This is a genomic window from Paraburkholderia panacisoli (genome assembly GCF_008369935.1).
GTDB lineage: Bacteria > Pseudomonadota > Gammaproteobacteria > Burkholderiales > Burkholderiaceae > Paraburkholderia > Paraburkholderia panacisoli.
The window spans coordinates 113,455-137,088 of sequence record NZ_VTUZ01000007.1 but is presented as its reverse complement, the minus strand read 5'-3'; the positions used below and the strand labels follow the sequence as shown (position 1 = coordinate 137,088).

Annotated in this window: 24 protein-coding genes; 11 read left to right on the top strand and 13 right to left on the bottom strand. The window is 65.0% G+C overall.

Features of this window, described 5'->3' with window-relative positions:
- Positions 1-140 precede the first annotated feature (140 nt).
- Together FVF58_RS12895 and FVF58_RS12890 are read left to right on the top strand one after the other, a co-directional pair.
- Positions 141-1,586 carry an NAD-dependent succinate-semialdehyde dehydrogenase gene (locus FVF58_RS12895; RefSeq protein ID WP_149670284.1) on the top strand — a complete coding sequence of 482 codons (1,446 nt, stop codon included), beginning with the start codon at positions 141-143 and terminating at the stop codon, positions 1,584-1,586.
- A 110-nt stretch (positions 1,587-1,696) separates the two neighbouring features.
- Positions 1,697-2,296, top strand: a complete 600-nt coding sequence (locus tag FVF58_RS12890; RefSeq protein ID WP_149670283.1) for a GNAT family N-acetyltransferase — start codon at positions 1,697-1,699, stop codon at positions 2,294-2,296.
- Between the two features lie 68 nt (positions 2,297-2,364).
- Here FVF58_RS12890 and kdgT read toward each other — a convergent pair whose 3' ends face one another.
- A complete protein-coding gene (gene kdgT, locus FVF58_RS12885; RefSeq protein ID WP_149670282.1) occupies positions 2,365-3,381 on the bottom strand; it encodes a 2-keto-3-deoxygluconate transporter in 1,017 nt (338 codons plus the stop codon).
- A 310-nt stretch (positions 3,382-3,691) separates the two neighbouring features.
- Here kdgT and kduI point away from each other — a divergent pair, with 310 nt between their 5' ends.
- The 3 genes from kduI (at position 3,692) to kdgR (ending at position 6,316) form a co-directional block, all read left to right on the top strand.
- A complete protein-coding gene (gene kduI, locus FVF58_RS12880) occupies positions 3,692-4,528 on the top strand; it encodes a 5-dehydro-4-deoxy-D-glucuronate isomerase (protein WP_149670281.1) in 837 nt (278 codons plus the stop codon).
- Between the two features lie 40 nt (positions 4,529-4,568).
- The gene (kduD, locus tag FVF58_RS12875; protein ID WP_149670280.1) at positions 4,569-5,339 is read left to right on the top strand and encodes a 2-dehydro-3-deoxy-D-gluconate 5-dehydrogenase KduD; all 771 of its coding nucleotides are present in this window, start codon (positions 4,569-4,571) and stop codon (positions 5,337-5,339) included.
- 101 nt (positions 5,340-5,440) lie between these two features.
- Entirely contained in the window at positions 5,441-6,316 is an 876-nt protein-coding gene (kdgR, locus tag FVF58_RS12870; RefSeq protein ID WP_188130807.1) for a DNA-binding transcriptional regulator KdgR, read from the top strand.
- Positions 6,317-6,349: 33 nt separating this feature from the next.
- Here the strand turns inward: kdgR and FVF58_RS12865 are convergent, their stop codons facing one another.
- Positions 6,350-6,898, bottom strand: coding sequence for a cytochrome b (locus tag FVF58_RS12865; protein ID WP_149670448.1), 549 nt, complete (start codon positions 6,896-6,898; stop codon positions 6,350-6,352).
- A 542-nt stretch (positions 6,899-7,440) separates the two neighbouring features.
- Between FVF58_RS12865 and FVF58_RS54145 the strand changes: the two genes are divergently transcribed.
- From FVF58_RS54145 to FVF58_RS12855, 3 genes are all read left to right on the top strand, one after another.
- A complete protein-coding gene (locus FVF58_RS54145; RefSeq protein ID WP_281291186.1) occupies positions 7,441-7,572 on the top strand; it encodes a hypothetical protein in 132 nt (43 codons plus the stop codon).
- A 53-nt stretch (positions 7,573-7,625) separates the two neighbouring features.
- Entirely contained in the window at positions 7,626-8,003 is a 378-nt protein-coding gene (locus FVF58_RS12860; RefSeq protein WP_149670278.1) for a hypothetical protein, read from the top strand.
- A gap of 78 nt (positions 8,004-8,081) precedes the next feature.
- On the top strand, positions 8,082-8,330 hold the full coding sequence (locus tag FVF58_RS12855) for a hypothetical protein (protein WP_149670277.1): 249 nt from the start codon (positions 8,082-8,084) through the stop codon (positions 8,328-8,330).
- A gap of 111 nt (positions 8,331-8,441) precedes the next feature.
- Here FVF58_RS12855 and FVF58_RS12850 read toward each other — a convergent pair whose 3' ends face one another.
- From FVF58_RS12850 to FVF58_RS12825, 6 genes are all read right to left on the bottom strand, one after another.
- A complete protein-coding gene (locus FVF58_RS12850) occupies positions 8,442-8,693 on the bottom strand; it encodes a hypothetical protein (RefSeq protein ID WP_149670276.1) in 252 nt (83 codons plus the stop codon).
- Positions 8,694-8,847: 154 nt separating this feature from the next.
- A complete protein-coding gene (locus tag FVF58_RS12845) occupies positions 8,848-10,254 on the bottom strand; it encodes an MFS transporter (RefSeq protein ID WP_149670275.1) in 1,407 nt (468 codons plus the stop codon).
- A 205-nt stretch (positions 10,255-10,459) separates the two neighbouring features.
- Positions 10,460-11,236 (bottom strand): SDR family NAD(P)-dependent oxidoreductase, encoded by a 777-nt coding sequence (locus FVF58_RS12840; RefSeq protein ID WP_149670274.1) that lies wholly within the window; start codon positions 11,234-11,236, stop codon positions 10,460-10,462.
- Between the two features lie 49 nt (positions 11,237-11,285).
- Positions 11,286-11,624, bottom strand: a complete 339-nt coding sequence (locus tag FVF58_RS12835; RefSeq protein WP_149670273.1) for an NIPSNAP family protein — start codon at positions 11,622-11,624, stop codon at positions 11,286-11,288.
- Entirely contained in the window at positions 11,621-13,408 is a 1,788-nt protein-coding gene (locus FVF58_RS12830) for an FAD-dependent oxidoreductase (protein WP_149670272.1), read from the bottom strand. The genes FVF58_RS12835 and FVF58_RS12830 overlap by 4 nt, the downstream gene beginning before the upstream one ends.
- A gap of 23 nt (positions 13,409-13,431) precedes the next feature.
- Complete coding sequence (locus tag FVF58_RS12825) at positions 13,432-14,292, bottom strand: SDR family NAD(P)-dependent oxidoreductase (protein WP_149670271.1); 861 nt, start codon at positions 14,290-14,292, stop codon at positions 13,432-13,434.
- Between the two features lie 10 nt (positions 14,293-14,302).
- Here FVF58_RS12825 and FVF58_RS51395 point away from each other — a divergent pair, with 10 nt between their 5' ends.
- On the top strand, positions 14,303-14,461 hold the full coding sequence (locus tag FVF58_RS51395) for a hypothetical protein (protein ID WP_188130806.1): 159 nt from the start codon (positions 14,303-14,305) through the stop codon (positions 14,459-14,461).
- Entirely contained in the window at positions 14,458-15,348 is an 891-nt protein-coding gene (locus FVF58_RS12820; RefSeq protein ID WP_149670270.1) for a helix-turn-helix domain-containing protein, read from the top strand. Before FVF58_RS51395 ends, FVF58_RS12820 begins: the two co-directional genes overlap by 4 nt.
- A 28-nt stretch (positions 15,349-15,376) precedes the next feature.
- Here FVF58_RS12820 and FVF58_RS12815 read toward each other — a convergent pair whose 3' ends face one another.
- The 4 genes from FVF58_RS12815 to mprF form a co-directional block, all read right to left on the bottom strand.
- Entirely contained in the window at positions 15,377-16,555 is a 1,179-nt protein-coding gene (locus FVF58_RS12815) for a 4-hydroxybenzoate 3-monooxygenase (protein ID WP_149670269.1), read from the bottom strand.
- A gap of 244 nt (positions 16,556-16,799) precedes the next feature.
- On the bottom strand, positions 16,800-18,335 hold the full coding sequence (gene ilvA / locus FVF58_RS12810; RefSeq protein WP_149670447.1) for a threonine ammonia-lyase, biosynthetic: 1,536 nt from the start codon (positions 18,333-18,335) through the stop codon (positions 16,800-16,802).
- Between the two features lie 323 nt (positions 18,336-18,658).
- Positions 18,659-19,924: a virulence factor family protein gene (locus FVF58_RS12805; protein WP_149670268.1), complete on the bottom strand. Its 1,266-nt coding sequence runs from the start codon at positions 19,922-19,924 to the stop codon at positions 18,659-18,661.
- On the bottom strand, positions 19,921-22,473 hold the full coding sequence (mprF, locus tag FVF58_RS12800) for a bifunctional lysylphosphatidylglycerol flippase/synthetase MprF (protein ID WP_246217038.1): 2,553 nt from the start codon (positions 22,471-22,473) through the stop codon (positions 19,921-19,923). Before mprF ends, FVF58_RS12805 begins: the two co-directional genes overlap by 4 nt.
- Before the next feature lie 460 nt (positions 22,474-22,933).
- Between mprF and FVF58_RS51390 the strand changes: the two genes are divergently transcribed.
- On the top strand, positions 22,934-23,074 hold the full coding sequence (locus FVF58_RS51390; RefSeq protein ID WP_188130805.1) for a hypothetical protein: 141 nt from the start codon (positions 22,934-22,936) through the stop codon (positions 23,072-23,074).
- Positions 23,075-23,334: 260 nt separating this feature from the next.
- Here the strand turns inward: FVF58_RS51390 and FVF58_RS51385 are convergent, their stop codons facing one another.
- Positions 23,335-23,478 (bottom strand): hypothetical protein, encoded by a 144-nt coding sequence (locus tag FVF58_RS51385; protein WP_188130804.1) that lies wholly within the window; start codon positions 23,476-23,478, stop codon positions 23,335-23,337.
- Between the last annotated feature and the right edge of the window lie 156 nt (positions 23,479-23,634).

Here is a 23,634-nt window from a genome sequence, read left to right as displayed (position 1 = left end):
ACCGGGCCCGCGTCCGGTGCGATCGCGCGCAATCAGATAAGATGATTGCTATCGGCAGTCCATCCATGGCCGCGCACGTGTCGTCCGCTTGCTCCACGACTGCGCGGCCTGTCGTTTTTTCCCATTCACAGGAACCCAGCATGGCCACTTCGAGCTATACCGATACCCGACTTCTGATCAACGGCGAATGGTGCGACGCCGCCAGCGGCAAGACCCTCGACGTCATCAACCCGGCCACCGGCCAGCCCATCGGCAAAGTGGCCCACGCCGGCATTGCCGACCTCGACCGCGCGCTCGAAGCCGCGCAGCGCGGCTTCGAAGCATGGCGCAAGATTCCGGCCAACGAACGCGCCGCAACCATGCGCAAAGCTGCCGCACTGGTGCGCGAGCGCGCCTCCGACATTGGCCGCCTGATGACGCAGGAACAGGGCAAGCCGTTCGCCGAAGCGCGCGTCGAAGTGCTGGCCGCCGCCGACATCATCGAATGGTTCGCCGACGAAGGCCGCCGCGTGTACGGCCGGATCGTGCCGTCGCGCAACCTCGCGGCGCAGCAACTGGTGCTCAAGGAGCCGATCGGCCCGGTCGCGGCGTTCACGCCGTGGAATTTCCCGGTCAACCAGGTGGTGCGCAAGCTGAGCGCGGCGCTCGCCTGCGGCTGCTCGTTCCTCGTGAAGGCGCCGGAAGAAACCCCGGCGTCGCCGGCGGCGCTGTTGCGGGCATTCGTCGAAGCCGGCGTGCCGGCGGGCACGGTCGGCCTCGTGTTCGGCGACCCGGCTGAAATTTCCAGCTACCTGATTCCGCATCCGGTGATCCGCAAGGTCACGTTCACCGGCTCGACGCCGGTCGGCAAGCAACTGGCCGCGCTGGCCGGCGCGCACATGAAGCGCGCGACGATGGAACTGGGCGGTCATGCGCCGGTCATCGTGGCGGAAGATGCGGACGTGGCGCTCGCCGTCAAGGCGGCCGGCGGCGCGAAATTCCGCAACGCGGGCCAGGTCTGCATCTCGCCGACCCGCTTCCTCGTGCACAACAGCATCCGCGAAGAGTTCGCCGCGGCGCTGGTCAAGCACGCCGAGAGCCTCAAGCTCGGCGACGGTCTCGCGGAAGGCACGACCCTCGGGCCGCTCGCCAACGCGCGCCGCCTGAGCGCAATGAGCAAGGTGCTCGACGACGCGCGCAAGACCGGCGCGACGGTGGCGACGGGCGGCGAACGCGTGGGCTCGGAAGGCAACTTCTTCGCGCCGACCGTGCTGACCAACGTGTCGCTCGAAGCGGACGTGTTCAACAACGAGCCGTTCGGCCCGATCGCCGCGATTCGCGGCTTCGACAAGCTCGAAGAGGCGATCGCCGAAGCCAACCGCCTGCCGTATGGCCTCGCGGGCTATGCGTACACGAAGTCGTTCAGCAACGTGCATCTGCTGTCGCAGCAGATGGAAGTCGGCATGCTGTGGATCAACCAGCCGGCCACCCCTTCGCCGGAAATGCCGTTCGGCGGCGTGAAGGACTCGGGCTATGGCTCGGAAGGCGGCCCGGAAGCGATGGAAGGCTATCTGGTCACGAAGGCGGTGTCGGTGATGTCGGCTTAAGGCCAGCCGAGGGCGGGCTGAGGCAGGCTGACGCAAGCCTGCCAGCCCGCGCTGTTTCGAATCGTCACACCGGGTCCGCGAGCCTTTGCTCGCGGACCTTTTTTATTGCCATGAACGATACCCCCTCTCGACTTATGCAGCCCACCCTGACCGGCGCGATCGTCGAACTCCGCCCGCTTCAGCACGACCACGCGCAAGCGCTGCTCGACGCCGCCACGGACGGCGAACTATGGAACCTGAAGCTTACGGTGGTGCCGGGGCCGGACACCATCGGCGGCTATATCGCGACCGCGCTCGACGGGCGCGCTGCCGGCACCGTGATGCCGTTCGTGATCGTGCTGCGTGAGAGCGGCGCGATTGTCGGCAGCACGCGCTTCTGGAAGATCGACCGCGCGAACCGCAAGCTCGAAATCGGCCACACGTGGTTGAGCGAGTCGGTGCAGCGCTCGGCGGTGAACACCGAGGCGAAGTATCTGCTGCTGAGCCACGCGTTCGACGCGCTGCAATGCGTGCGCGTGCAGTTCACGACCGATGAACTCAATGACAGGTCACGCGCGGCGATTCTGCGCATCGGCGCGAAACAGGAAGGGGTGGTCCGGCATGAACGGATCATGCCGGATGGACGCAAGCGCAACTCGGTGCGCTTTAGCATCATCGATGACGAGTGGCCAGGCGTGAAGGCGATGCTTGAAGCGAAGCTCGGGCGCTAATCGCCGCGCCGTCATGCATGGCCCGTTCCCGTCTCGATCACGGACAAAACGGGCCACCTGACACAAGCTCAAACGCGCGCGTCCCGCTCATTGAGCGGCGCCGGCTGCGCCGTCGCGAATTCCTCGCGCAACGCGTCGCGTGCGTGATGACGACGCACCCACAACGCGGTGAGAATCGGCACGAGGATCGCGGTTACGAGGCAAGCGGTCGCGACCATCGCGGTAGCGGCCGGCACCAGCGGCTTGAAGCTCGGAATCATGTCGCCGATGATCGCCGGATTCGCCACCGCGGCCCCCGCCGTCGACGACGCCGCCAGCCCCGCCGCCCCATTGCCGCCCGCGATCCAGCGGTCGGCGAGAATCAGCGGAATGCCCGTCACGACGATGACCGTGAGACCGAGCACGACGCCCGGCAAGCCGCTCGTGACGATCACGTTCAGGTCGATCCCGTTGCCGAGCGCGAAGCCGAAGAACGGAATCAGCGGATGCACGCAGCGGCCGAACAGCTCGCGCAGATCGCTGTCGAAATTGCCCAGCGCGAAGCCGATCAGGAAAGGCAGCACCGCCCCGACGAAGAGCCGCGGCTCGAAGAACGCGACGCCCGTCGCGCCCAGAATGATCATGCTGACGAGCGGCCCCGATTCGACCGACATCAGCACGAACGCGCCCGCCTCTTCCTTGGTCCCGTATTGCTGCATGACCGCCGCATAGAGACCGCCGTTGGTCATGTCCATCGACGTCGTGATCGCGAGGATCGACAGCCCCGCGAACAGTCCGGTCTTGATGCCGTCCACCGGGATGAAGCGCGCCGCGATCAGCGTCACGATCCACGCCACCACCATCTTGGTGGCGAGCAGCGTGCCCGACTTGCGCAACACGGTGCCGGTGGCCCGCAGATCGATCGTCGCGCCCATGCAGAAGAACCACACCGCCAGAATCGGCACGGTGCCGGTGATCAGGCCGTTGGTGAACGACCCGAAGTACTTGCCCGCGCCCGGCGCGAACGTGTGGACACAGGCGCCGAGCAACAACGGCACCAGCATCAGGCCGCCGGGAATGCGGTCGATGACCTTCTTGATCTTCATGCCTCCTCCATGGACTTTGCGTCCTGTTGGTCGGGTGGATCACCCGGGGTAAAAGTCCCGGTCTGACGCCGGACTGCTCCCTTTCGGCGCAATATAGCATCGTGAAAGGAACGCCGTTCCGTTTCTCTTTCGAATTTGCGCTCATCGTTTACCCGCGTGCAGCCTGCAAGCCTTGCCACGCTGGATGCAGCGAGACAAAGTTTTCGGACCACTGTTCCGAAATAGTCATTCTGCGCTACAGTCCTGACCAGAACGGCGCTGCCGAACGCGTGCGGCAGCGCGCCCGGATCGAATCGAACGGAGACAAAACATGGAAGTGAGACAGGCCATCAACAGCGAACACGCAAAGACCCTCGACACCACCGGATTGCGTAAGGCGTTTCTGGTCGACCAGGTGTTCGAGCGCGATGCACTGAAGCTCACCTATAGCCACATCGACCGGATCATCGTCGGCGGCGTGTGGCCGGCGACGCGCGCGGTCGAGGTGCCCGGCTCGCTCGGCAAGTCGATCGGCGTCAACTATCTGCTGGAGCGGCGCGAACTGGGCGCGATCAACATCGGCGGCGACGGCTGGGTCGATGTGGACGGCACGCGCTACACGGTGCGCAACGAGGAAGCGACCTACATCGGCAAAGGCGCGCAGGCCGTCGCGTTCGGCAGCGACGACGCCACGCGCCCCGCGAAGTTCTACCTGAACTGCGCGCCCGCGCACGAGTCGCATCCAACCCGCACGATTTCGCTGGCGCAGGCATCCCCGCAAACGCTCGGCGACCTCGCCACGAGCAACCGCCGCACCCTCTACAAGTTCATCGTGCCCGAGGTGTTGCCGACCTGCCAATTGTCGATGGGCATGACCAAACTCGAAGCGGGCAGCCTGTGGAACACGATGCCCTGCCATACGCACGAGCGGCGCATGGAAGTGTATTTCTACTTCAACGTCGCCGACGACGCCGCCGTTTTTCACATGATGGGCGAGCCGCACGAGACGCGCCACATTCTCGTGCACAACGAGCAGGCGGTGATCTCGCCGAGCTGGTCGATTCACTCGGGCGTCGGCACGCGCGCGTACACGTTCATCTGGGGGATGGTCGGCGAAAACCAGGTGTTCGGCGACATGGACCACGTCGCGGTCCGCGACCTGCGATGAAGCCGCGCATGTTCCTTTCCGACGACCCTCGGCAAACGATATGGGCCTGAAAACCGTGAACACTTTCGATCTCACCGGCAAGGTCGCCATCGTCACCGGCAGCAACACGGGACTCGGCGCCGCGATGGCCGTCGCGCTCGCCGCCGCCGGTTGCGACATCGTCGGCGTGAGCCGCGCCGACGCCGGCAACACGCCCGCGCGCGTCGAGGCCACCGGCCGCCGCTTCGCCGACGTGCGCGCCGACCTCGCGTCGATCGCGCCGGTCGACGACATCGTGCGCGCCGCGCTCGAGGCGTTCGGACGCGTCGACGTCCTGGTGAACAACGCCGGCATCATCCGCCGCGAGAACGCGCTCGACTTCACTGAAGCGGATTGGGACGCCGTCGTCGACGTCAATCTGAAGAGCCTCTTCTTTCTATCGCAAGCAACTGCGCGCCAGTTCGTCAGGCAGCAAAGCGGCGGCAAGATCATCAACGTCGCGTCGATGCTGTCGTTTCAGGGCGGCATCCGGGTGGCGTCGTACACGGCGGCGAAAAGCGGCGTGCTCGGCCTCACCCGGCTACTCGCGAACGAATGGGCCGAGCATCGCATCAACGTGAACGCGATCGCGCCGGGCTACATGGCGACCGCCAACACGGCGGCGTTGCGCGACGACGCGCAGCGCAATGAAGAAATTCTCGGCCGCATTCCGGCGGGCCGTTGGGGTTCGCCGGACGATCTCGCAGGACCGGTCGTGTTTCTCGCCTCGTGCGCGTCGGACTACGTGCACGGGCATACACTGGCGGTGGACGGCGGCTGGCTTGCGCGCTAGCTCGCCGCAAACGCCCGGGACACGGTATGCTCTCGCGCCTCGGCGCGTGAATTGACGGCGCGCTGTGGCAGCGCCGCTCGGCATGAACAGGGATGACGGAAATGGCAGCAACAGGCAAACAGCGCAAGCGCGACGCCGCCTTGCAGGTGCAGGACACGGATAGCCTGGAGTGCGGCAGCGGCAATGAGCGCGGCGAATCGGCGTCGTCGATCGGCCGCGTGTTCGCGATTCTCGGCGCGATCGGCGAGAGCGGGCAGATCGGCATCAGCGAGCTGTCGCACCGGCTTGCGATGTCGAAGACCACCGTGCACCGCGTAATCCAGATGCTCAAGGCACTCGGCTACGTGACCCAGGAAGTCGAAACCGAACGCTACCGGCTGACGATCCGTCTGTTCGAACTCGGCGCGAAGGCACTGGAAAGCGTCGATCTCGTGCGCGAGGCCGATGTCGAGATGCGGCGCATCGGCGAGGTGACGCGCGAGGCGATCCATCTCGGCGCGTTCGACCAAGACGCGATTATCTACATCCACAAGATCGACGCCGACTACGGCTTGCGCATGCAGTCGCGCATCGGCCGGCGCAATCCGCTGCACAGCACGGCGATCGGCAAGGTGCTGCTCGCGTGGATGGACCCGGCCGACGCGCGCGAGGTTCTCTCTCACGTCGAATTCCGCAAGTCGACGCAAAAGACCCTCACCTGCGCCGAGGCAGTGCTGAGCATCCTGCCACACGTGCGCGAGCAAGGCTACGGCGAGGACAACGAGGAGCAGGAAGAGGGACTACAGTGCATTGCGGTGCCGGTGTTCGACCGCTTCGGCCGCGTGATCGCCGGTTTATCGATCTCGTTTCCGACGATGCGCTGCGGCGCCGACACGAAGTCGCACTACGTCGCGCTGCTCAAGCAGTCGGGACTCGCGATCTCGACGCGGCTCGGGTATCGCGAAGCGACGGCGCCTGAGCATGCGGCCGCCGGCTAGCGGCGCGCGAGTGCGCTCGGCGCCACGCGGTCGTCAAGGCAGCATGCGCTGCAACACGCGATCCTTCAGAACGAAGCGGTGAAACAGCGCCGCCGCGATATGCAGCGCGATCAGCGCGAACAACACCCACGCCAGATAGCCGTGGATGTCGCCCATTGCATGACCGACGGACGAACCCGTCGGTGCGATCGCCGGAACCGGCAACAACCCCAATAGCCTGACCGACCACCCCCGCGACGACGCATTGGCCCACCCCAGCAGCGGCACGACCAGTAGCGCGAGATAGAGCAGACCGTGCGTGACCTGCGACACCGCGCGCAGCAACGGCGACACGTTCGCCGGTCCCGGCGGGTGCGCGAGACGCCAGACGATCCGCAGCACCACCACGGCGATCAGCGTGGCACCCACGCCGAGATGCCACGCGATAAGCCCTTCCGGACGCGTGTCCTTGTGAATGTCCGGCATGGTCCAGCCGATCACGAACTGAGCCGCGATCAACGCGGCCACCAGCCAGTGAAAAACCCGCGCTACGCGGTCGTAGCCCGCTTCGTCATCGCGCCAGGCGCGTTGGTCGGTTCGCATCATCAGAGTTGTTTGAGCATCGAGTGGCTGTCGATTGAAGGCAGCATCGCCGCATCGGCGAACGGGAATGCTGGGCGTACATAGCGCGGATGCTACGGATCGAACCTTAACATAAGCTGATGGCCTCTCCTTCGCGTTGCTGCGTTGCGTCGCGTCGAAAAGCGGGATGAGCACCCGCGACGTGCGAGCGAGCGTGCGCGACGGTGCTTACCGTCCCCAGTCTGCAACCGAATGTTTCCGCCTGACGTAATCGCGGCGAAACACAATGCCGTGCAGTTATCGGCTGTTCGCGCGTGGATCGTTTAGCACCGACGCACACGCGCAATGCTCGACGGCAGCGTTCTTTTCATAGCGTGTTCAATGGCTTGCCCGCCGCCACGGCCCGCTCCCCACCGGGCGACATCACGCACCCGCCCCGCCTGTACGCCCTCTTCTGCCTGTCACCGCCACGCGAGCGCCGCGACACGTCCTGTTACACACAAACACAACCTAAATCGCGCCGCTCAGTAGAGTTCGGGTCACAAGCAAAAGGGAGCAACACCATGAAAAAAATCTTCGCACTAGTCATTCTCGCGGCAACGCTCGGCAGCACGTTGGGCGGCTGCATCGTGGTCCCCGACGGCGAATATCACGCTCATGAGCATTATCACGATCACGACCACGACCATTACTAAGCCCGTGGCGCACAAGAGCGTTTCCTCACATTCGTAGAACCCGAGAACAAAATATGAAGACTTCACGAAACCGCTGGATGTCGTTGGCGATCGTCGCAGGCCTCGCGATCAGTGCATCGTCGGCCGCGCTGGCCCATGTCGACGTGGGTGTGAACATCGGCGTGCCGGGCGTCGTTTACGCGCCCGAGCCGGTTTATGCGCCGCCCCCGCCGCCGGTCTACGCGCCGGCGCCGCCGGTGGTGGTCGTGAGCCCGGGCTGGTACGGCGAGCGCTACTACGACGGCCACCGTTACTGGGAACGGCGCGAGTGGGAAGAACGTCATCACGAACGGCGCGACTGGCATGACGACCGGCGCGACTGGCGTGACGCCCGCGGCCACGACAACGGCTGGCACGGCCATGGCGACGATCACTGGCACGGCGATCACTGATGCATGGAGCACGGCGGTGTCGCTGACGGCGCCGCGTCGTGCTGGCATTCGCGCCACCTCTTTATAAGGAGCGACGATTTGCTACACAACGATACAAGACGAGTCTCGGCGCACGTCGATGGCGTGGTCATCTGCGCCGAATACAGCGAGCAGACAGGCCAGTTGTGTTTGCGCCAGGACGGCGCGCTGTTGCGCGAATGGTTTCCGCCGCATTCGTGGATGGCGATTGCGTCGGTGGCGGGTGCGCGGCATTGGGGCACGCGGCCTAGCGACGATGATCTGCTCGCGCTGCTGCGCAACGAGATGACGTTGTTGCGTGTGTCATAGCGCTTGAACAGATGCGAAGCGCGCGACGAATCGTTCGTCGCGCGCTTCGTGATCCTTCCTGGCAATGCGCTTGACACCGGAGTGCCAAACGCTCAAGCGTGTAGCGAGCGCTTAACGCGCGTTGTAGATGGGCGGCGAGTAGGAACTGACCGTCGTGTCAGTGCCGCGACCGGCTTGCCACGTCCCGTGGCTGCCAGCCCCGTAACCGCTGCGATCGGCCTCAACCGTGTTGCTCTGAGCGCCTGCCTGCGGCTGCGTCGCCTGTGAATCCTGCGAAACAGGCTGACCGGCCGATTGCGCGAACGACGCAACCGGCGCGGCGAGAACAACAGCGAGAGCAACGGCTTGAATGAGCGACTTCATGAAACCACCTCCTGGATTGTCCCGACATGCGCTGCGGACGTGAACTCTCGTTGCAACGGTGTGGCCAGTGTAGGTGCCCGACAGGACGGGATAAATCCGCTAATCCTGAATTCACTGTTGTCTTTCAGGCGCACAATTGAAGCGTGCGCAGCCGTTATTCGAGCGCGACAGCGGCAACCTCTCCCTCTGACGACTGGTCGAGCGGCACGCGCCGCATCATCAGGAACACGCCGCTCGCCGCGATGACCGCCGGCACCGCCAGCAGGCTGAACACCGCACCGAACTGCCAGCCCAGCCCCATCAGCGCCGCGCCGACCAGCGCGCCCGCCACGCCACCGATGCGGCCGATCCCCAGCATCCATGCCACGCCGGTCGCGCGCGCCCGCGTCGGATAGAAGCTCGCCGCGAGCGCCGACATCGACGTGACCGCACTGGTGGTCACCGTGCCGGTGAGGAAGATCAGCGTGCCAAGCCACACCTGATGACCGACCCCATGTCCGACGAACAGCACCAGCAGCCCCACCAACACATACGTCATCGCGACGACACGATGACCGGCGAAGCGGTCCATGATCCAGCCGACGCACAGATTGCCCAGCACGCCGCCGAGCGGAAAGAGCGACGTCATCAACGCGGCCTTTTCGCCGGAGAAACCGGTGTCCTTGAAGAGCGTCGGCAGCCAGTTGGTGAGCAGGTAATAGATCAGAAGCCCCATGAAATACGCGAGCCACAGCATCAGCGTGCCGAAGCGGTAACGCGACGACAGCACGACGCCGAGCGCCCACTGAGCGCGTTCGCCTGACTTGCCCGCGCCGTGTGTCGCGGCTTCGCGGCCGGCGCGCGCGTCGAGCGCGATGAAGCGGCATCCGTCGAAGCGGCTGTGCGGCGCGATACGCTGCAGGATACGGGCGATGCGCTGATCCGCGCGCCTGCGCACGGCGAGAAACTGCACCGACTCCGGCAGCATCAGAATCAGCAGCACGCTCAGCGCGATTGGGCCGACGCCGCCCGCCACCAGCACGCTGGGCCAGCCGAAGTGCGGAATCAGCCACGCTGAAGCCAGGCCGCCCACCGCCAGCCCGCACGAAAATCCGCAGAACATCGCATTCACCGCGACCGCGCGGATTCGCGCCGGCGCGTATTCCGACATCAGCGTGACCGCGTTCGGCATCGCCGCGCCGAGACCGAGCCCGGTGAAAAAGCGCAGCAGCGTCAGCGACTCGATCGATGTCGCGCGAGCCGCCGCGAGACTCCACACGCCGAAGAAGAACACCGACAACACCAGCACCATCTTGCGTCCGATCCGATCCGCACAAGGACCGGCCGCGAGCGCGCCGATGCCGAGGCCAACCAGCGCCGCGCTCATCACCGGGCCGAGCGAGCTGCGCGCGATCCCCCACTGCTCCACCAGCGACGGCGCGATGAAGCCGACCGCGGCCGTATCGAAGCCGTCAGCCGCGACGACCAGAAAGCACAGCACCAGAATCGTCCATTGAAATGGCGAGAAGCGCTGTTCGTCGATGAAAGCCTGCACATCCACACTGCGTTCGGCGCTGGTCATTTGCCGTCTCCTTGCGCGTCGAGCGCACCGGTTGCGGATTCGTGCAGATGCAGAGCTGCCGCCCTGCCTGGTTGGGGCCTTTTCATTGCGATGTCTCCATGAGAGGAAGAGTTGATTTTTATTATTCGGATTACTACGGATCACGCGAAGAGCGGCGCGCTTGTGCGGGACCCGCTCGCGGCTCGCGTGAAGGGGTCGGCGCGAACTAGTCGCTCGCCGCGCCATACGCATGCCAGCCGCCGTCGACGCTCAACACCGTGCCGGTGATGTAGCTCGCAGCGTCCGACGCGAGAAAGCCGATTGCGCGCGCGATTTCATCCGGGCGCGCGAGCCGGCCCATCGGCGTGCGCCGTTCGATCGCTGGCAGATTCATCTGGCCGTTGCGCTCGAGCGTCTCGACCAGCTCGGTGGCGACATAACCGGGCGCCACCGCATTCACGCGGATACCGTCACGCGCCCATTCGCAGGCAAGCGAACGGGTCATCGCGGCAATGCCGGCCTTCGCCGCGCCATACGCGTTACGGTGCGGGATGCCCGCAAGCCCCGCGATCGAGCCGAGATTGACGATCGCGCCGCTGCGCTGTGCGAGCATCACTCGCGCGGCTTCACGGCACGCGAGGAAAGTGCCGCGCACATGGATGCCGAGCAGCCGGTCGAATGCGTCGACGCTCTGTTGGAGGGTCGGATGCGGCTGATCGCCGTTGCCCGCGTTGTTGACCAGCACGTCGATCCGCCCGAAGCGTTTGACGCATGCATCGATCAGCGCGCGCACGTCGGCTTCGACGGCCACATCAGCGCCGATACCGACGTGCGTACTGCCGTGCGCCGCAGCCAGTTCGCGGGCGCGTTCGCGAGCCCGGTCCGCATCCATGTCGGCGACCGCCACGCCATAGCCGTCCTGCGCGAAACGTTGCGCGGTCGCCCAGCCGATGCCGTTTGCGCCGCCCGTCACGATCGCGACGCGCCGTGTTTGATCGTTCATGTTCTGTCTCCTCCTGAGTGATGCGCGTGCTGCTACGCCACGCGTCCCGCTAGCGAAGCATCGCCAGACTCCTGAAATCGACGCGCCTGATGATCCGGCTTTCCTGCGCGACGATCAGATGCGCCGATGCCTGCAGATACGCGGGCCATTCAGGATCGGCATCGCGCGCGGTGCGGCGCTGGTCGTAATCGGCGATGCTCTCGTAGCCCCACAGATGCACGACCTGGTTCAACGCGCCGATGTCGCTCATATAGAAGCCGACCGGCGCACCGAGATACTTCACCTGGATCGGCATGGCAAGGCGATCGAATACGTCGATGAATTCCGTCATGCCGCGCGGGCGGATCGTATAGATGCGGTGATCGACAAAAGGTTTGCCGCTGCTCATGTGCCTGTCCTCAATACAGTTCTGGTTGCGCCGGCTCCGGCATCGCCTGGCGAGTTCGCACCGATGGCGCCGACGCCCGCCAGATGCTGGCCGGTGATATAGCCGAAGGTCATGATCGGGCCGAGCGTGATGCCCGCGCCCGGATAGTTGCCGCCCATCACGCTGGCGCGATCGTTGCCCACCGCATAGAGACCGGCAATCGGCGCGCCGGCTTCGTTCAGCACCTCGCCCGTCACCTGGGTCGAGATGCCGTCGAAGGTGCCGAGGTCGCCCATTACCACCTTCAGCGCGTAATACGGTCCGTCGCCGATCGGCGCGACGCACGGGTTCGGCCGCTGTTCCGGGTCGGCGAGGTAGCGGTTGAACGAGGTCGTGCCACGGCCGAACTCCGGGTCTTCGCCACGCACCGCGTCCGCGTTGTAGCGTTTCACCGTCGCTTCCAGCGCCGCGCCGTCCAGTCCCGCGTTGCGCGCGAGTTCGGCGAGCGTGCGCCCGGTGTTCAGATAGCCGTTGCGCAGCAGCCGCCCGAGCGGGACCGGCGCGGGCTTCGCAAATCCGAGCCCGTATTTGCGGATGGTCGCGTGATCGCAGATCAGCCACATCGCGGTTTCGCGCTCGTTCGCGCACGCTTCGATCATCGCCGCGCCGACGTCGTGATACGAATTCGCTTCGTTCGTGAAGCGCTTGCCCGCCCGTGTCACGCCGATGATGCCGGGCTTGTAGCGATCGAGCAGATGCGGAAACACGCCGACGCTGCCGTCGCGCATCGGCACGCGCGAGACCGGCATCCAGGCCGCGGGCTGCGGGTAACGGATCGCCACTTTCGCGCCGAGCCGCTCCGCCATGCCGACGCCATCACCAGTATTGCCGGGCGGCACCGGCGACACGTGTTCGCCGCCGCGCCGCACGTGCGGATACGCTTTGGCGATGCGCGCCACGTCATGCGAAAAGCCGCCGCATGCCAGCACGACACCGCGCCGCGCGGCAATGCGCATCTCGCCGTCCGGTCCGCTGACGAGCGCGCCCGTCACGCGTTGGCCGACGACCGTCAGCTCACGCGCCCCGGTGTTCGTGTGAATCGGAATGCCGAGGTCGAGCGCAGACTTCGCCAGCCGCGCGGCGAGCGCGTTGCCGCTCGTCACCTGCACGCCGCGCCGGTACAACGCGAGATCCTTCAGATGGCTGGCGAGTCGCTTCGCCACGTAAAGCGCCGAAGTCAGCGAGCGCGTCGCGTTGAAGAAGTGCTTCAGGTCCGCGTTCGACGAGTTGAACATCATGCCGATGAAGGTGATCGTCTTCAGCGGCGGCCGCAGACGCGCGATGTCCTTGCCGAGCGCGCGCGCATCGAACGGCGCGGCCACCACCGAACGGCCGATATCCACGCCCCCGCCTACGTTCGGGTGATAGTCCGGATACAGCGTCGGCACGAATTTGACCGTGGTCTCGCGCTCGAAGAAGTCGAGCATTTGTGGGCCGGTATCGAGAAACGCGTCGACCGCTGCCTGATCGAAAAATGCGCCGGTCTCGTTGCGCATGTAGGTCAGCGCCGCTTCGCGCGTGTCGCTCACGTGACTGCTGTTCGCGTGACGATTGCCCGGAATCCATAGCACGCCGCCGGAAAACGCGGTCGTCCCGCCGAAGAACGGCTCCTTCTCGATCACGATCACGTCGAGCTCGTGCTTGCGCGCGGTGATGGCCGTCGCAAGACCGCCCGCGCCCGAGCCGATGACGAGTACGTCGCAGGTCAGCGCGGCGTTGGGTGTTGCACGTGTTGCATTGGTCATGATGTGCGTCCTTGTGCGAGGGCCTAACGGGTGACCGGCGTAGCCGCTGTGGCTTCGAAGCCGGGCCGCGGCACGAGGTCCATCAGCATGCTTTCGAGTCCGCCGTCGACGACGATCTCAGCGCCGTTCACATACGCGGCGCGAGCACTGGCGAGAAACGCGACGACATCGGCGATGTCGCCGGGTTCGCCGATGCGGCGGCTGGCCGTCATCGCGCTGCGGCGGCGCTCGATATCGCCGTGCTCATAGAACGCGGCGGACAACGGCGTGCGGATCATGCCCGGACACACCGTGTTGCTGCGGATGCCGCGCGGCCCCCACTCCGCCGCGAGTTGCTTCGACAGCATCGCGACGCCGGCTTTGCCGGGGCTATAGGCGCCGCTGTAGGTTTGCGGATGATGCGCGGCCACCGAAGCGACATGCACGATCGCGCCCGCGCCCTGCTTCAACATGCCGTGGCCGAACTGCTGCGAGCACAGCATGTACCCTGTCAGGTTCACGCGCAGCATCGCGTTCCACGCATCCAGACCGATCTCTTCGATGCCGCCCGGACGCAGCAATCCGGCGTTGTTCACCAGCACATCAGCCACGCCGAGTGCCGACTCGGCGCCGTTCACCGCACCGCGCACGCTGTCGATGTCGCCGATGTCGCAAGGGAGCGCGAGCGCCTCGACGCCATTCGCGTTCAGGCTCTGCGCGAGTGCGCGGCACTTTTCCTCGTCACGGTCGAGCAACGCCAGGCGCGCTCCCGCATTGCCGAGTACCTGAGCGATTGCGCTGCCGATACCGCCGGCCGCTCCGCTCACCACGCAGACCTTGCCTTCGAGCGCGAGCCAATGCTGTGCGCCCGCTGTGTCACGACTCCCGTTGATTTGATTAGTCATCCGAATCTCCATGATTTTGATCGTCGGCGCGATGCGCTGGCCGGCTTTGCCGCCGCGCTATTCAAGCGCGCCTTTCATGGAAAAAAGTATAGCCACGCGAGTGCGGCTGAAATTGGACAAAGGCAGCGCATCGCAGGACAATTCGCACATAGGAGACAAAACGGCATGAGTAAAATCCCTAACTACGACTTGTATGGAGAGTCGGCGCGGCCGCCCTGGTACGACGCATTCAATTTCGAATGGATCGTGGAGCGCAGCCGTCCTAACGACTGGCATATCGCAGCGCACCGTCACGACGCGCTGCTGCAGATTCTCTACATCCGCGGCGGCATGGGCCACGTGCTGGTCGAGAGCGAGAAACTCGCGATCGAACCGCCGTGCATCGTGCTGATTCCCGCGCAAACCGTGCATGGATTCGTGTTTTCGCCGGAAATGGACGGGCTCGTGATCACCGCTGCGCAGCGGGCGCTGGAGTCGATCTCGAAAGCCGTGTCGCCGGGTCTGTTACCGGTGCTGCAACGGCCCGCGCTGATCCCCGTGCGGCCCGAGGTCGGCGAGCGCACGCTGATGCCGTTGTTCGGCCTGCTGGAACAGGAATTTCGCGGCAGCGCGCGCGGCCATATCGCCGCGGGCATGGCGTTGATGATTGCACTTTTTGTGCAAGTGGCGCGTTTGACCGATGCCGCGTCGGCGGCCAGCGCGACGGTCAACGACCGACGCGCGGCGCAGATCAAACGGCTGCGCGAACTGGTCGCCTCGCACGTTCGCGAACACCAGCCCATCGAGTTCTATGCAGGGAAACTCGGCGTCACGGCCGCGCAATTGGGCCGCATCTGCCGCGACGAACTCGGCCATTCACCGCTGTCGCTCGTCAATGACCATCTGATACGCGAGGCGCAGCGCGATCTGGTCTATTCAGGCTTGACCATCAAACAGATCGCGCATGCGCTCGGTTTCGAGGATGCGGCTTATTTCAGCCGCTATTTCCGCAAGCAGACCGGCGTCACGCCTACGGAGTTTCAGGCCGCGGCGCACCGGGATTTGTCGCTCAACTAGCGTCGGTGCGACTCGCCTTGCGCGGTGGTTACGCCTGCGACACGGGCACGCCGACGTAATTTTCCGCCATCGCGGTGGCCGCCGCGCGCGACGTGGTCACGTATTCCAGTTCAGCCACCTGCAACTGCTGCTCGAACGGCGACGCGCCTTCAATGCGGTGCATCATGCTCGTCATCCAGTACGAGAAATGCTCGGCGCGCCAGATACGCTTGAGCGCGGTTTCGCTATAGCTGTCGAGCAGATCGGTGCGATTTTCGACGTAGAACGCGTCCAGCGCACGGGTCAGCACGCGCACGTCGGCGACCGCCAGATTCATGCCCTTTGCGCCGGTCGGCGGCACGATATGCGCGGCGTCGCCGGCGAGAAACAGCCGACCGTGCTGCATCGTGGCCGACACGAAACTGCGCATGCCGACAATATTCTTCTGGAAGATTTTGCCGTCGACGATCTTCTGGCCATCGTGCGAATCGACGCGTGCGTGCAACTCCGCCCAGATTCGGTCGTCGGACCAGTTCTCGACCGAGTCCTTCGGATCGCATTGGAAATACATGCGCTGCACGTTAGGCGAACGCGTGCTGATCAGCGCGAAGCCGCGTTCGTGACGTGCATAGATCAATTCGTCCGACGAGGGCGGCCCTTCGCACAGGATACCGAACCAACCGAACGGGTAGACGCGTTCATAGTCCTTGCGCAGCGCCTGCGGAATCGAAGCACGCGAGACGCCCTGCGATCCGTCACAGCCGATCACGAAGTCGCATTGCAGCTCGCATGCTTCGCCTTCGTGGCGATAGCGGATCGACGGCTTGTCGGTATCGATGCCGTGCAGCGACGTTTCCGACACGCCGAAACGCAGCGCGCCGTCCGCGGCCACGCGCGCGGCGACCAGATCCTTGATCACTTCGTGCTGCGCGTAGACCGTTATCGAGTGACCGGTGAGTCCGGTCAGATCGATACGCCGCCGCTTGCCTTCGAAGGCCAGTTCGAACCCATGATGCAGCGCGCCTTCGGCTTTCATGCGTGCGCCGACGCCGGCTTCGGTCAGCAGGTCCATCGTGCCCTGTTCGAGCACGCCGGCGCGGATGGTGGATTCGATCTGGTCGCGAGTGCGCGTTTCGAGCACGACCGACTCGATGCCGCGCAGATGAAGAAGGTGGGAAAGAAGCAGGCCCGCGGGCCCGGCACCGATGATGCCAACTTGGGTGCGCATGAGTTGTCTCCTGAATGCGGCGATTGATTGGCGCTCAGTGTGACGATCATGGGCTGTATCGTGCAATCCGATATTGTGGATAGGCTGTATCGCTTATGGCGATAAACGGCTGATCCGCGACGGCCGCGTTGATGGGTGACAACGCGCGCTAACGCCGTGCTGGCGGGGCTTGTGGCCCCTTTATAAGGCGCACCGGGCAATCACTGAAGGTTGCGCGACCTCAAGGTAAACCCCACCCAATCTGCTAGGCGAGAAACAGGCGATACACCGGGTTTTGCGTCTCTTCCCAGTACGGATAGCCGAGCGTCGCGAGAAAACGGTCGAACTCCCCGGTCTCGCTCGTGGGCACCTGGATGCCCACCAGGATCGAACTGTAATCCGCCCCCTGGTTGCGATAGTGGAACAGGCTGATGTTCCAGTTCGGCGCCATCGACGACAGGAACTTCATCAGCGCGCCCGGCCGCTCCGGAAACTCGAAGCGGAACAGCCGCTCGTCATGCGCGAGCGGCGAGCGCCCGCCGACCATGTAGCGGATGTGCTGCTTCGAGAGTTCGTCGAAGGTCAGGTCGACGGTGGCGAAGCCGTGCGCTTCGAACGCGCCCGCGATTTGCGCCGACTCGCTGCGATTCCTGATCTGCACGCCAACGAAGATATGCGCCGAGTTCGCGTCCGCGATCCGGTAGTTGAACTCGGTGACGCTGCGCGTGCCGACCAGTTCGCAGAAGCGCCGGAAGCTGCCGCGCTCCTCGGGGATCGTCACCGCGAACACCGCTTCGCGCGCCTCGCCGACTTCGGCGCGCTCGGCGACGAAACGCATGCGGTCGAAGTTCATGTTCGCGCCCGACGTGATCGCGATCAGCGTCTGGTTCTCGATGCCTTCGCGCTCCGCATACTGCTTGGCTCCGGCGACCGCCAGCGAGCCCGCGGGTTCGAGCACGCTGCGCGTGTCCTGGAACACGTCCTTGATCGCCGCGCACAGCGCATCGGTGTCCACGAGCAGCACGTCGTCGAGATATTCGCTGCACAGCCGGAAGGTTTCTTCACCGACCAGCTTCACCGCCGTGCCGTCCGAGAACAGGCCGACTTCGTTCAGCGTGACCCGCTCGCCCGCTTTCAGCGATGCGGCCATCGCGCACGAATCGTCGGTCTGCACGCCGATCACCTTGATCTCCGGGCGCACCGATTTCACATACGCGGCCACGCCGGCCGCGAGTCCGCCGCCGCCGATCGGCACGAAGATCGCGTGAATCGGTCCCTGATGCTGGCTGAGAATCTCCATCGCGACGGTGCCCTGGCCCGCGATCACGTAAGGGTCGTCGAACGGATGCACGAAGGTCAGGCCGCGCTCTTCCTGCAACTTCACCGCATGTGCGTAGGCGTCGCTGTACGATTCGCCGAACTGCACCACCTCGACCGTCGGGCCGCCGTGTGCGCGCACGGCATCGACCTTGACCTGCGGTGTCGTGACCGGCACCACGATGATCGCCTTCACGCCCATGCGTGCCGCCGACAATGCCACGCCCTGCGCATGATTGCCCGCCGATGCGGTAATCACCCCACGCCCCAGCGCTTCGGCCGGGATATGCGCCATCTTGTTGTACGCGCCGCGCAGCTTGAACGAGAACACCGGCTGGTTGTCCTCGCGCTTCAGATAGACCGGGTTGCGCAGCCGCGCCGACAGGTTCGGCGCGCGTTCGAGTTCGGTCTCGCGGGCCACGTCGTAGACGCGCGCGGTCAGGGTCTTCTTGAGGTAATCGTGGCGCAGCGCGACGCTGTCGATAGCTTCCGCAGCATAGGCGTGCGCGTATTCGAGTGAGTGTGACGGCAAGGCAAGCTCCTGTATGGCAAGAACGAATCAGCACAGAGTTCACCAGGAGGCAGGCAGCAAGCGGACATAAAAAAACCCGCCTCGTGGGGCGGGTTAATGTGTCACTGCTATCAGACGCGCGCTAACCCACCATTCGATGAATGATGCTAATAATCAGCGCAATACGGATGTCGAGGCAGTTCATCTGATCGATCTTCGTTGAGTCGGCGCGCTTTGTCAACCCTGATGCCGCCGACCCTTCGCCCAACCACTCGCCTCACACGACGACGCCGCAATCAGTCACGCACGCCGCTCTGCTTTTTGAAGGCGCTGAGAATGCGCCTCTCCATCGCGTTGTAGTCACCGCCGAAGTGATGATCGCCCGACGTGCGAATCACCTCGATACCGCTTTTATCGAGCGCCGGACACAGCGTGTCCTCCTCTTCCGCACCGTAAAAGCACTGCACGATCGCGGGCGGCACCTTCGTCAATTCCGGCTGCACCTTCAACGCCTTCTCGCTCGCCGGCATGCCGAGCCAGCCGCCCACGCGGATCTGAAAATCGGCATCGGGCGCAAAGCCGAGCAACGCGATCAGCGACACCTTCGTGCGCTGCTCCTGCGGCAGACGGTTGTACGCGAACGGCATCACGTCGGCGCCGAACGAATAGCCGACCAGCGCAATATGCTCCGCGTGCCAACGCGCGCCATAGGTCTGCATCACGCGCGCGAGATCGCGGCTCGTCTGCGCGGGGGGCTTCTCGCTCCAGAAGTAGCGCAGGCTGTCCCAGCCGACCACCGACACACCGTCTTTCTGCAACGCCTGCGCAATGGTCTTGTCGAGATCGCGCCAGCCGCCGTCGCCCGAAATGACGATCGCCATCAGGCCGTTCGGGTGCGCAGCCGGCAACTCGATCAGCGGCAGATCGGAGACATCGCCGTCGCTCGTCGACACGGGCTGCAGATGCGGCGTGAGCAACGCGACGACGCGCACGCGATCGGAGTTGCCCGTGCTCGCCTTTTCGACGAAGCCCGGCACCTTGTCGCGGATCACCGTCGGGTCCGGCGGACACGGCTGAAAGCGCGCATCGAGCGCATGCTCGGCATCCACCGAGACCGCGCCGGCAATCGTGTTCGACGGCGCCTGTTCGAGCACGTGCATCGCGAGCGTCGCGCCCTGGCCCGTGCCCGCGACGATCGGCGCGAAATAGTGACTCGATTGCGATTGCCGTTCGAGCTGGTGGCTCAACGCTTCGGCGTCGCCTACCAGCTGATGGCAGGTTTCCTTCTTCGCGCTCAGGTTGGCCGCGTAACGCGCGGTATCCACGCCGACAGTCAACGCGCCTGCTTTCGCGAGTGCGTCGGCAGTTTGCTGATCGGCCGCATTCCAGCCGCTGGCTTGCGAGTACAGCACCACGAAGCCGCGCAACGGGCCGGCCGGCTGGGTCACGGTGACGTCGCCATAACGGCCGCCAGGCACGGTGGTGGTCGCCGCTTGCGCGAGCGCGCCACAGCTCACGAAGCTCGCCGCGACGGCGAGCCTGAAGATCGAATGCAATGTCATGAACGCCGGCCTCCTGCCAGCAATGACAGGTCCGCGAGCGTGAAGAACACGCCCATCGAACCCGACGCCGCGAGATAGCGCGGCTCCCAATGCGGCTGGAACTTGCTCTTGAAAGCACGCAGTCCGCGGAAGTTATAGAAGCGGCCGCCGAAGCGCCACACGATGCCGGCCAGCCGGTGCCAGCGCGACGCGAGCGGCGTCGGCTGCATGCCGGAGAGCGGCGCGATGCCGAGGCTGAGCGAGCGGAACCCCGCCTGCTTCAGATGCAGCGCCAGTTGAGTGAACAGATATTCCATCGCATACGGCGACGCGCTTTCCACGTGCCGCATCACGCCGACCGTCGCCTCGGTGTTCATATCGGTCGTCATGAAGGTGACGAACGCGGCGGGCTCGCCGTTCTGGCGCACCAGCATCACCGATTGCGCCGCGAGATACTCGTCGTTGAACGCGGCCACCGAGAAGCTTTTCTCGCGTGCGTCGCGGCTGTCGAGCCAGCCGTCGGAAATCTCGCGCAGCGTTTCGAGCGACGCGGGCACGTTCGCCTGATCGATCACTTCGACGGTGAAGCCGTCGCGCTCGCCGCGCTTGAGCGCGTAGCGCAGATGCGCGCGATGCGAGCCCTTCAGATCGAAATCGTCGAGCACGACGTGCGCTTCCTCGCCGAGCTTCATCAGCGTGAGACCGGCGTCGAGATAGAGCGGCAATGCGTTGGCGCGCACCTGATAGAACGCCGCGCGCCCGCCGTGCGCATGCGCGAGCGCGACGAACTTGCGAATCAGGCCGGCCCACTCGTCGCGCGGTCCCACCGGATCATGCAGCGCGGCCCATGTGCGGCCGTTTTTCGCGTACATCAGGAATGCTTCGCGCGACTCGGAGAACAGGAAGCTCTTGTCGCCCATCAGCGCGAGACCGGCATCGCTGCGCTCCTGCGCGCGCACGATGCGCGCCGCGTCGCGCAGATCTTCCGGCGCGGGTTTGACGAAGCGGCCCGCCGCAGGACGCAGCAATTGCCAGAACGAGAAGGTCGCGGCGAACAGGCTCGCGGCCAGCGTCGCGCGCAGCGCACGCGGCGCGCGCTCGTCGAACGCGAATTGCCACCACAGGTCGCGCGTGTACGGCACGTCGCGGAACGCGAACAGCATGACCCACGTGGCCAGCATCAGCACCATCGCGACCGATACCAGCCAGCCCGCCGTAAAGCGCTCCGCGAACAGCGACGAATGGCGATTGAACCGCCAGCGCGTGGACAGCAGCAGCGCGATCAACATGCCGAGCACACCCGCCTCGACGAACGCGAGACCTTTGGTCAAAGACAGCGCGAGACTCAGCACCGCGAGCAGCAGCGTCATCCACCAGGCGGCGTCCAGACGGCGCAGCAAACCGCGCGCGACGAACAGCAGCAGCACGCCGAGCACGCTGCACAGCATCTGCGAGCTTTCGAGCACCCATAGCGGCACCAGGTCGCGCAAGATATGAATGCGTTGCCAGAAAGCGGGCGTCGCGCTGGAAATCACCAGCATGCCGCCGACCACGAACGTGACGAGGCTCAGAAACAGCGGCGCGAGTTCCGACGCGCGCTGCGCGCGCAACAGCGGCAAGCGGTCTTTCAGCGCGCGGCCTTCGAAGCCCGCGAGCAACGCCGCCGAGACGATCAACGGGACACCGAAATAGATCGCGCGATACGCCAGCAGCGCGGCAACCATCTGATGCGTTTGCACGCTGCCGCTCAGCGTGAAAACCATCGCCGCTTCGAACACTCCGACCCCGCCGGGCGTGTGGCCGATCATGCCGAGCAGCATGGCTGCCGCATAGACGGTGATGAAGGTTACGAAGCTCACGTTCGCATGCGGCAGCAGCGCCCACAGCGCGAGGCCTGCCGCCACCACGTCGAGGACCGCGAGCGCCACTTGCGCGAGCAGATCGCGGCGCGCGGGAATGTCGAACGACAGCCACTGCCAGCGCGTGCGGATCGGGCGGGTTTCGCGGCGGCACGCGGCAGCCGCGAGCGTGAGCGCGATCAGCAGCGCCGCGCCGCTCCAGCGCAGCGTGACGGGTGTGAGGTGCAGCATCGGCGCGAGCTGGCCGGCCATGCCGAGCATGCCGAGCGCCGACATCAGCACGAGCGCGAGCGCGAGCGACACGCTCGTGAACACGGTCATGCGGCCGATCTGCGCGGGCGTGATGTTCGCCACGCCGTAGACGCGCGCGCGCACGGCGCCGCCCGTCAACGCGCCGAAGCCGGTGGCGTTGCCGAGCGCGGAACCCGCGGTCGCACCGATCCACAGCGCCACGCGCGGCACGGCCGCGCCCAGGTAGCGCAAGCCCACGGCATCGCGTCCGACCAGCGCCACGTAGCTGAGTGCCGTGGCGCCGAGCGCGGCAGTCCACTCGCCGGCCGTGAGCTCGCGCAACTCGCGAATCACCGAGCGGTAGTCGACCGCTTGCGACAAATGCTGCAAGACGACCAGCAGCAACCCGCAAATCACGAGCGCTAACACGGGCGAGAGGATTTCCCGCTTGACGAGCGTCTTCGAGAGGCGGGTGAACATTGCGCGTAGCCGGTCGAATTTGTTGTTATGTCGATGGAACATGGTCAATGCGGGGGGCCTTGCGTGGAGCTGTCGCGACGACGGATCGTCCATCGCTGCGTCGCCTGATTTGGCGATTACAAAGGGATAACGGCAAAGTGTGCAAAAGGTTGACAGCGCACGCCATTTCGCCGTGATTTATCTGATGAACTGCGGAATATGGCAGTCAATATTGCCGGTTAGGGCTGCCTTTTGGGGTGCGATTCGTGCAAACCCTTACGCAGTGGCGCGAGCCGGGCGCGCGCCATGTGCTGTTCAAATACAGATTCGACCCTTGTCGTGATTAGCTTATTCCGCCGGCCCTTTTAAAAAGGGAATTCCCGCCATCAAGGTTTTCGCCTGTCGCGCCGTAATGGAGCGCAATGCACGGTGAAATGCGGCGCATTTACCGGGCGATGTCAGCTACTTGGGGGGAATGATGATGGCGGATCAGGATTGGCTGACGGCAGGCGTTTATCTGGTCGGACTGCTGGGGATCGCGTTATTGATGAGCGCCTTGTCCACGCGGTCGACCCGAATCCGCGCGTCGGCGTCGACCGGACCCGCCGACGCCGGCAACTAGACGCGTCGTACGCCTGGTTCGGCGATGGCGGCGCCAAGGACTCTCGGGAGTACCGGATCGCGTCCGCGTGCGGCGGATCAATCGACCCCGATTTGCGCAGCCACATAGCACAACGCCCGCTATGCAAGCGGGCGTTGTGCGATAGATCGGAGCGGAGCGCCGCCTGAATGGCCCGAAAAGCGCAAAGGCCACGAGCTCGACGGGTCAGCGCGTTGCGGCGCCCGCCGGGCCTTGCCGGCCGGGGCCGCGGCGCGCCAGCCTTACAGCGGACGGCGATAAGCTTCCGCGATCACGGCGCAGTTTTGCAGATGCAGGTTCAGCGCATGCAGCGCCAGGGCGCGCAGCTTGCCGAACAGGCTGACGTTAGCGGTAGTGGCACGGGCGGCGTTGGAAGCGGTGTTCATGGTCGGACTCCTGTATAGGGTTTCTACCTAGGCAATAACCCGATTATAGTCTTCTTATGTCGCACCGCAACAACTATTAAATAGGCGCCGGATGTGTTGCGCCGCAGTCACACTCAGTCGCGAATCATGAAGGGGCGCCATCACCATGCGGCGCTA

Bases quoted from the DNA above. Each gene is read 5' to 3' on its own strand.
- FVF58_RS12895 (WP_149670284.1), top strand. From the start codon at position 141: ATGGCCACTTCGAGCTATACCGATACCCGACTTCTGATCAACGGCGAA.
- FVF58_RS12890 (WP_149670283.1), top strand. From the start codon at position 1,697: ATGAACGATACCCCCTCTCGACTTATGCAGCCCACCCTGACCGGCGCG.
- kdgT (WP_149670282.1), bottom strand. From the start codon at position 3,381: ATGAAGATCAAGAAGGTCATCGACCGCATTCCCGGCGGCCTGATGCTG.
- kduI (WP_149670281.1), top strand. From the start codon at position 3,692: ATGGAAGTGAGACAGGCCATCAACAGCGAACACGCAAAGACCCTCGAC.
- kduD (WP_149670280.1), top strand. From the start codon at position 4,569: ATGGGCCTGAAAACCGTGAACACTTTCGATCTCACCGGCAAGGTCGCC.
- kdgR (WP_188130807.1), top strand. From the start codon at position 5,441: ATGGCAGCAACAGGCAAACAGCGCAAGCGCGACGCCGCCTTGCAGGTG.
- FVF58_RS12865 (WP_149670448.1), bottom strand. From the start codon at position 6,898: ATGCGAACCGACCAACGCGCCTGGCGCGATGACGAAGCGGGCTACGAC.
- FVF58_RS54145 (WP_281291186.1), top strand. From the start codon at position 7,441: ATGAAAAAAATCTTCGCACTAGTCATTCTCGCGGCAACGCTCGGCAGC.
- FVF58_RS12860 (WP_149670278.1), top strand. From the start codon at position 7,626: ATGAAGACTTCACGAAACCGCTGGATGTCGTTGGCGATCGTCGCAGGC.
- FVF58_RS12850 (WP_149670276.1), bottom strand. From the start codon at position 8,693: ATGAAGTCGCTCATTCAAGCCGTTGCTCTCGCTGTTGTTCTCGCCGCG.
- FVF58_RS12845 (WP_149670275.1), bottom strand. From the start codon at position 10,254: ATGACCAGCGCCGAACGCAGTGTGGATGTGCAGGCTTTCATCGACGAA.
- FVF58_RS12840 (WP_149670274.1), bottom strand. From the start codon at position 11,236: ATGAACGATCAAACACGGCGCGTCGCGATCGTGACGGGCGGCGCAAAC.
- FVF58_RS12835 (WP_149670273.1), bottom strand. From the start codon at position 11,624: ATGAGCAGCGGCAAACCTTTTGTCGATCACCGCATCTATACGATCCGC.
- FVF58_RS12830 (WP_149670272.1), bottom strand. From the start codon at position 13,408: ATGACCAATGCAACACGTGCAACACCCAACGCCGCGCTGACCTGCGAC.
- FVF58_RS12825 (WP_149670271.1), bottom strand. From the start codon at position 14,292: ATGACTAATCAAATCAACGGGAGTCGTGACACAGCGGGCGCACAGCAT.
- FVF58_RS51395 (WP_188130806.1), top strand. From the start codon at position 14,303: ATGATTTTGATCGTCGGCGCGATGCGCTGGCCGGCTTTGCCGCCGCGC.
- FVF58_RS12820 (WP_149670270.1), top strand. From the start codon at position 14,458: ATGAGTAAAATCCCTAACTACGACTTGTATGGAGAGTCGGCGCGGCCG.
- FVF58_RS12815 (WP_149670269.1), bottom strand. From the start codon at position 16,555: ATGCGCACCCAAGTTGGCATCATCGGTGCCGGGCCCGCGGGCCTGCTT.
- FVF58_RS12805 (WP_149670268.1), bottom strand. From the start codon at position 19,924: ATGACATTGCATTCGATCTTCAGGCTCGCCGTCGCGGCGAGCTTCGTG.
- mprF (WP_246217038.1), bottom strand. From the start codon at position 22,473: ATGTTCACCCGCCTCTCGAAGACGCTCGTCAAGCGGGAAATCCTCTCG.
- FVF58_RS51390 (WP_188130805.1), top strand. From the start codon at position 22,934: ATGGCGGATCAGGATTGGCTGACGGCAGGCGTTTATCTGGTCGGACTG.
- FVF58_RS51385 (WP_188130804.1), bottom strand. From the start codon at position 23,478: ATGAACACCGCTTCCAACGCCGCCCGTGCCACTACCGCTAACGTCAGC.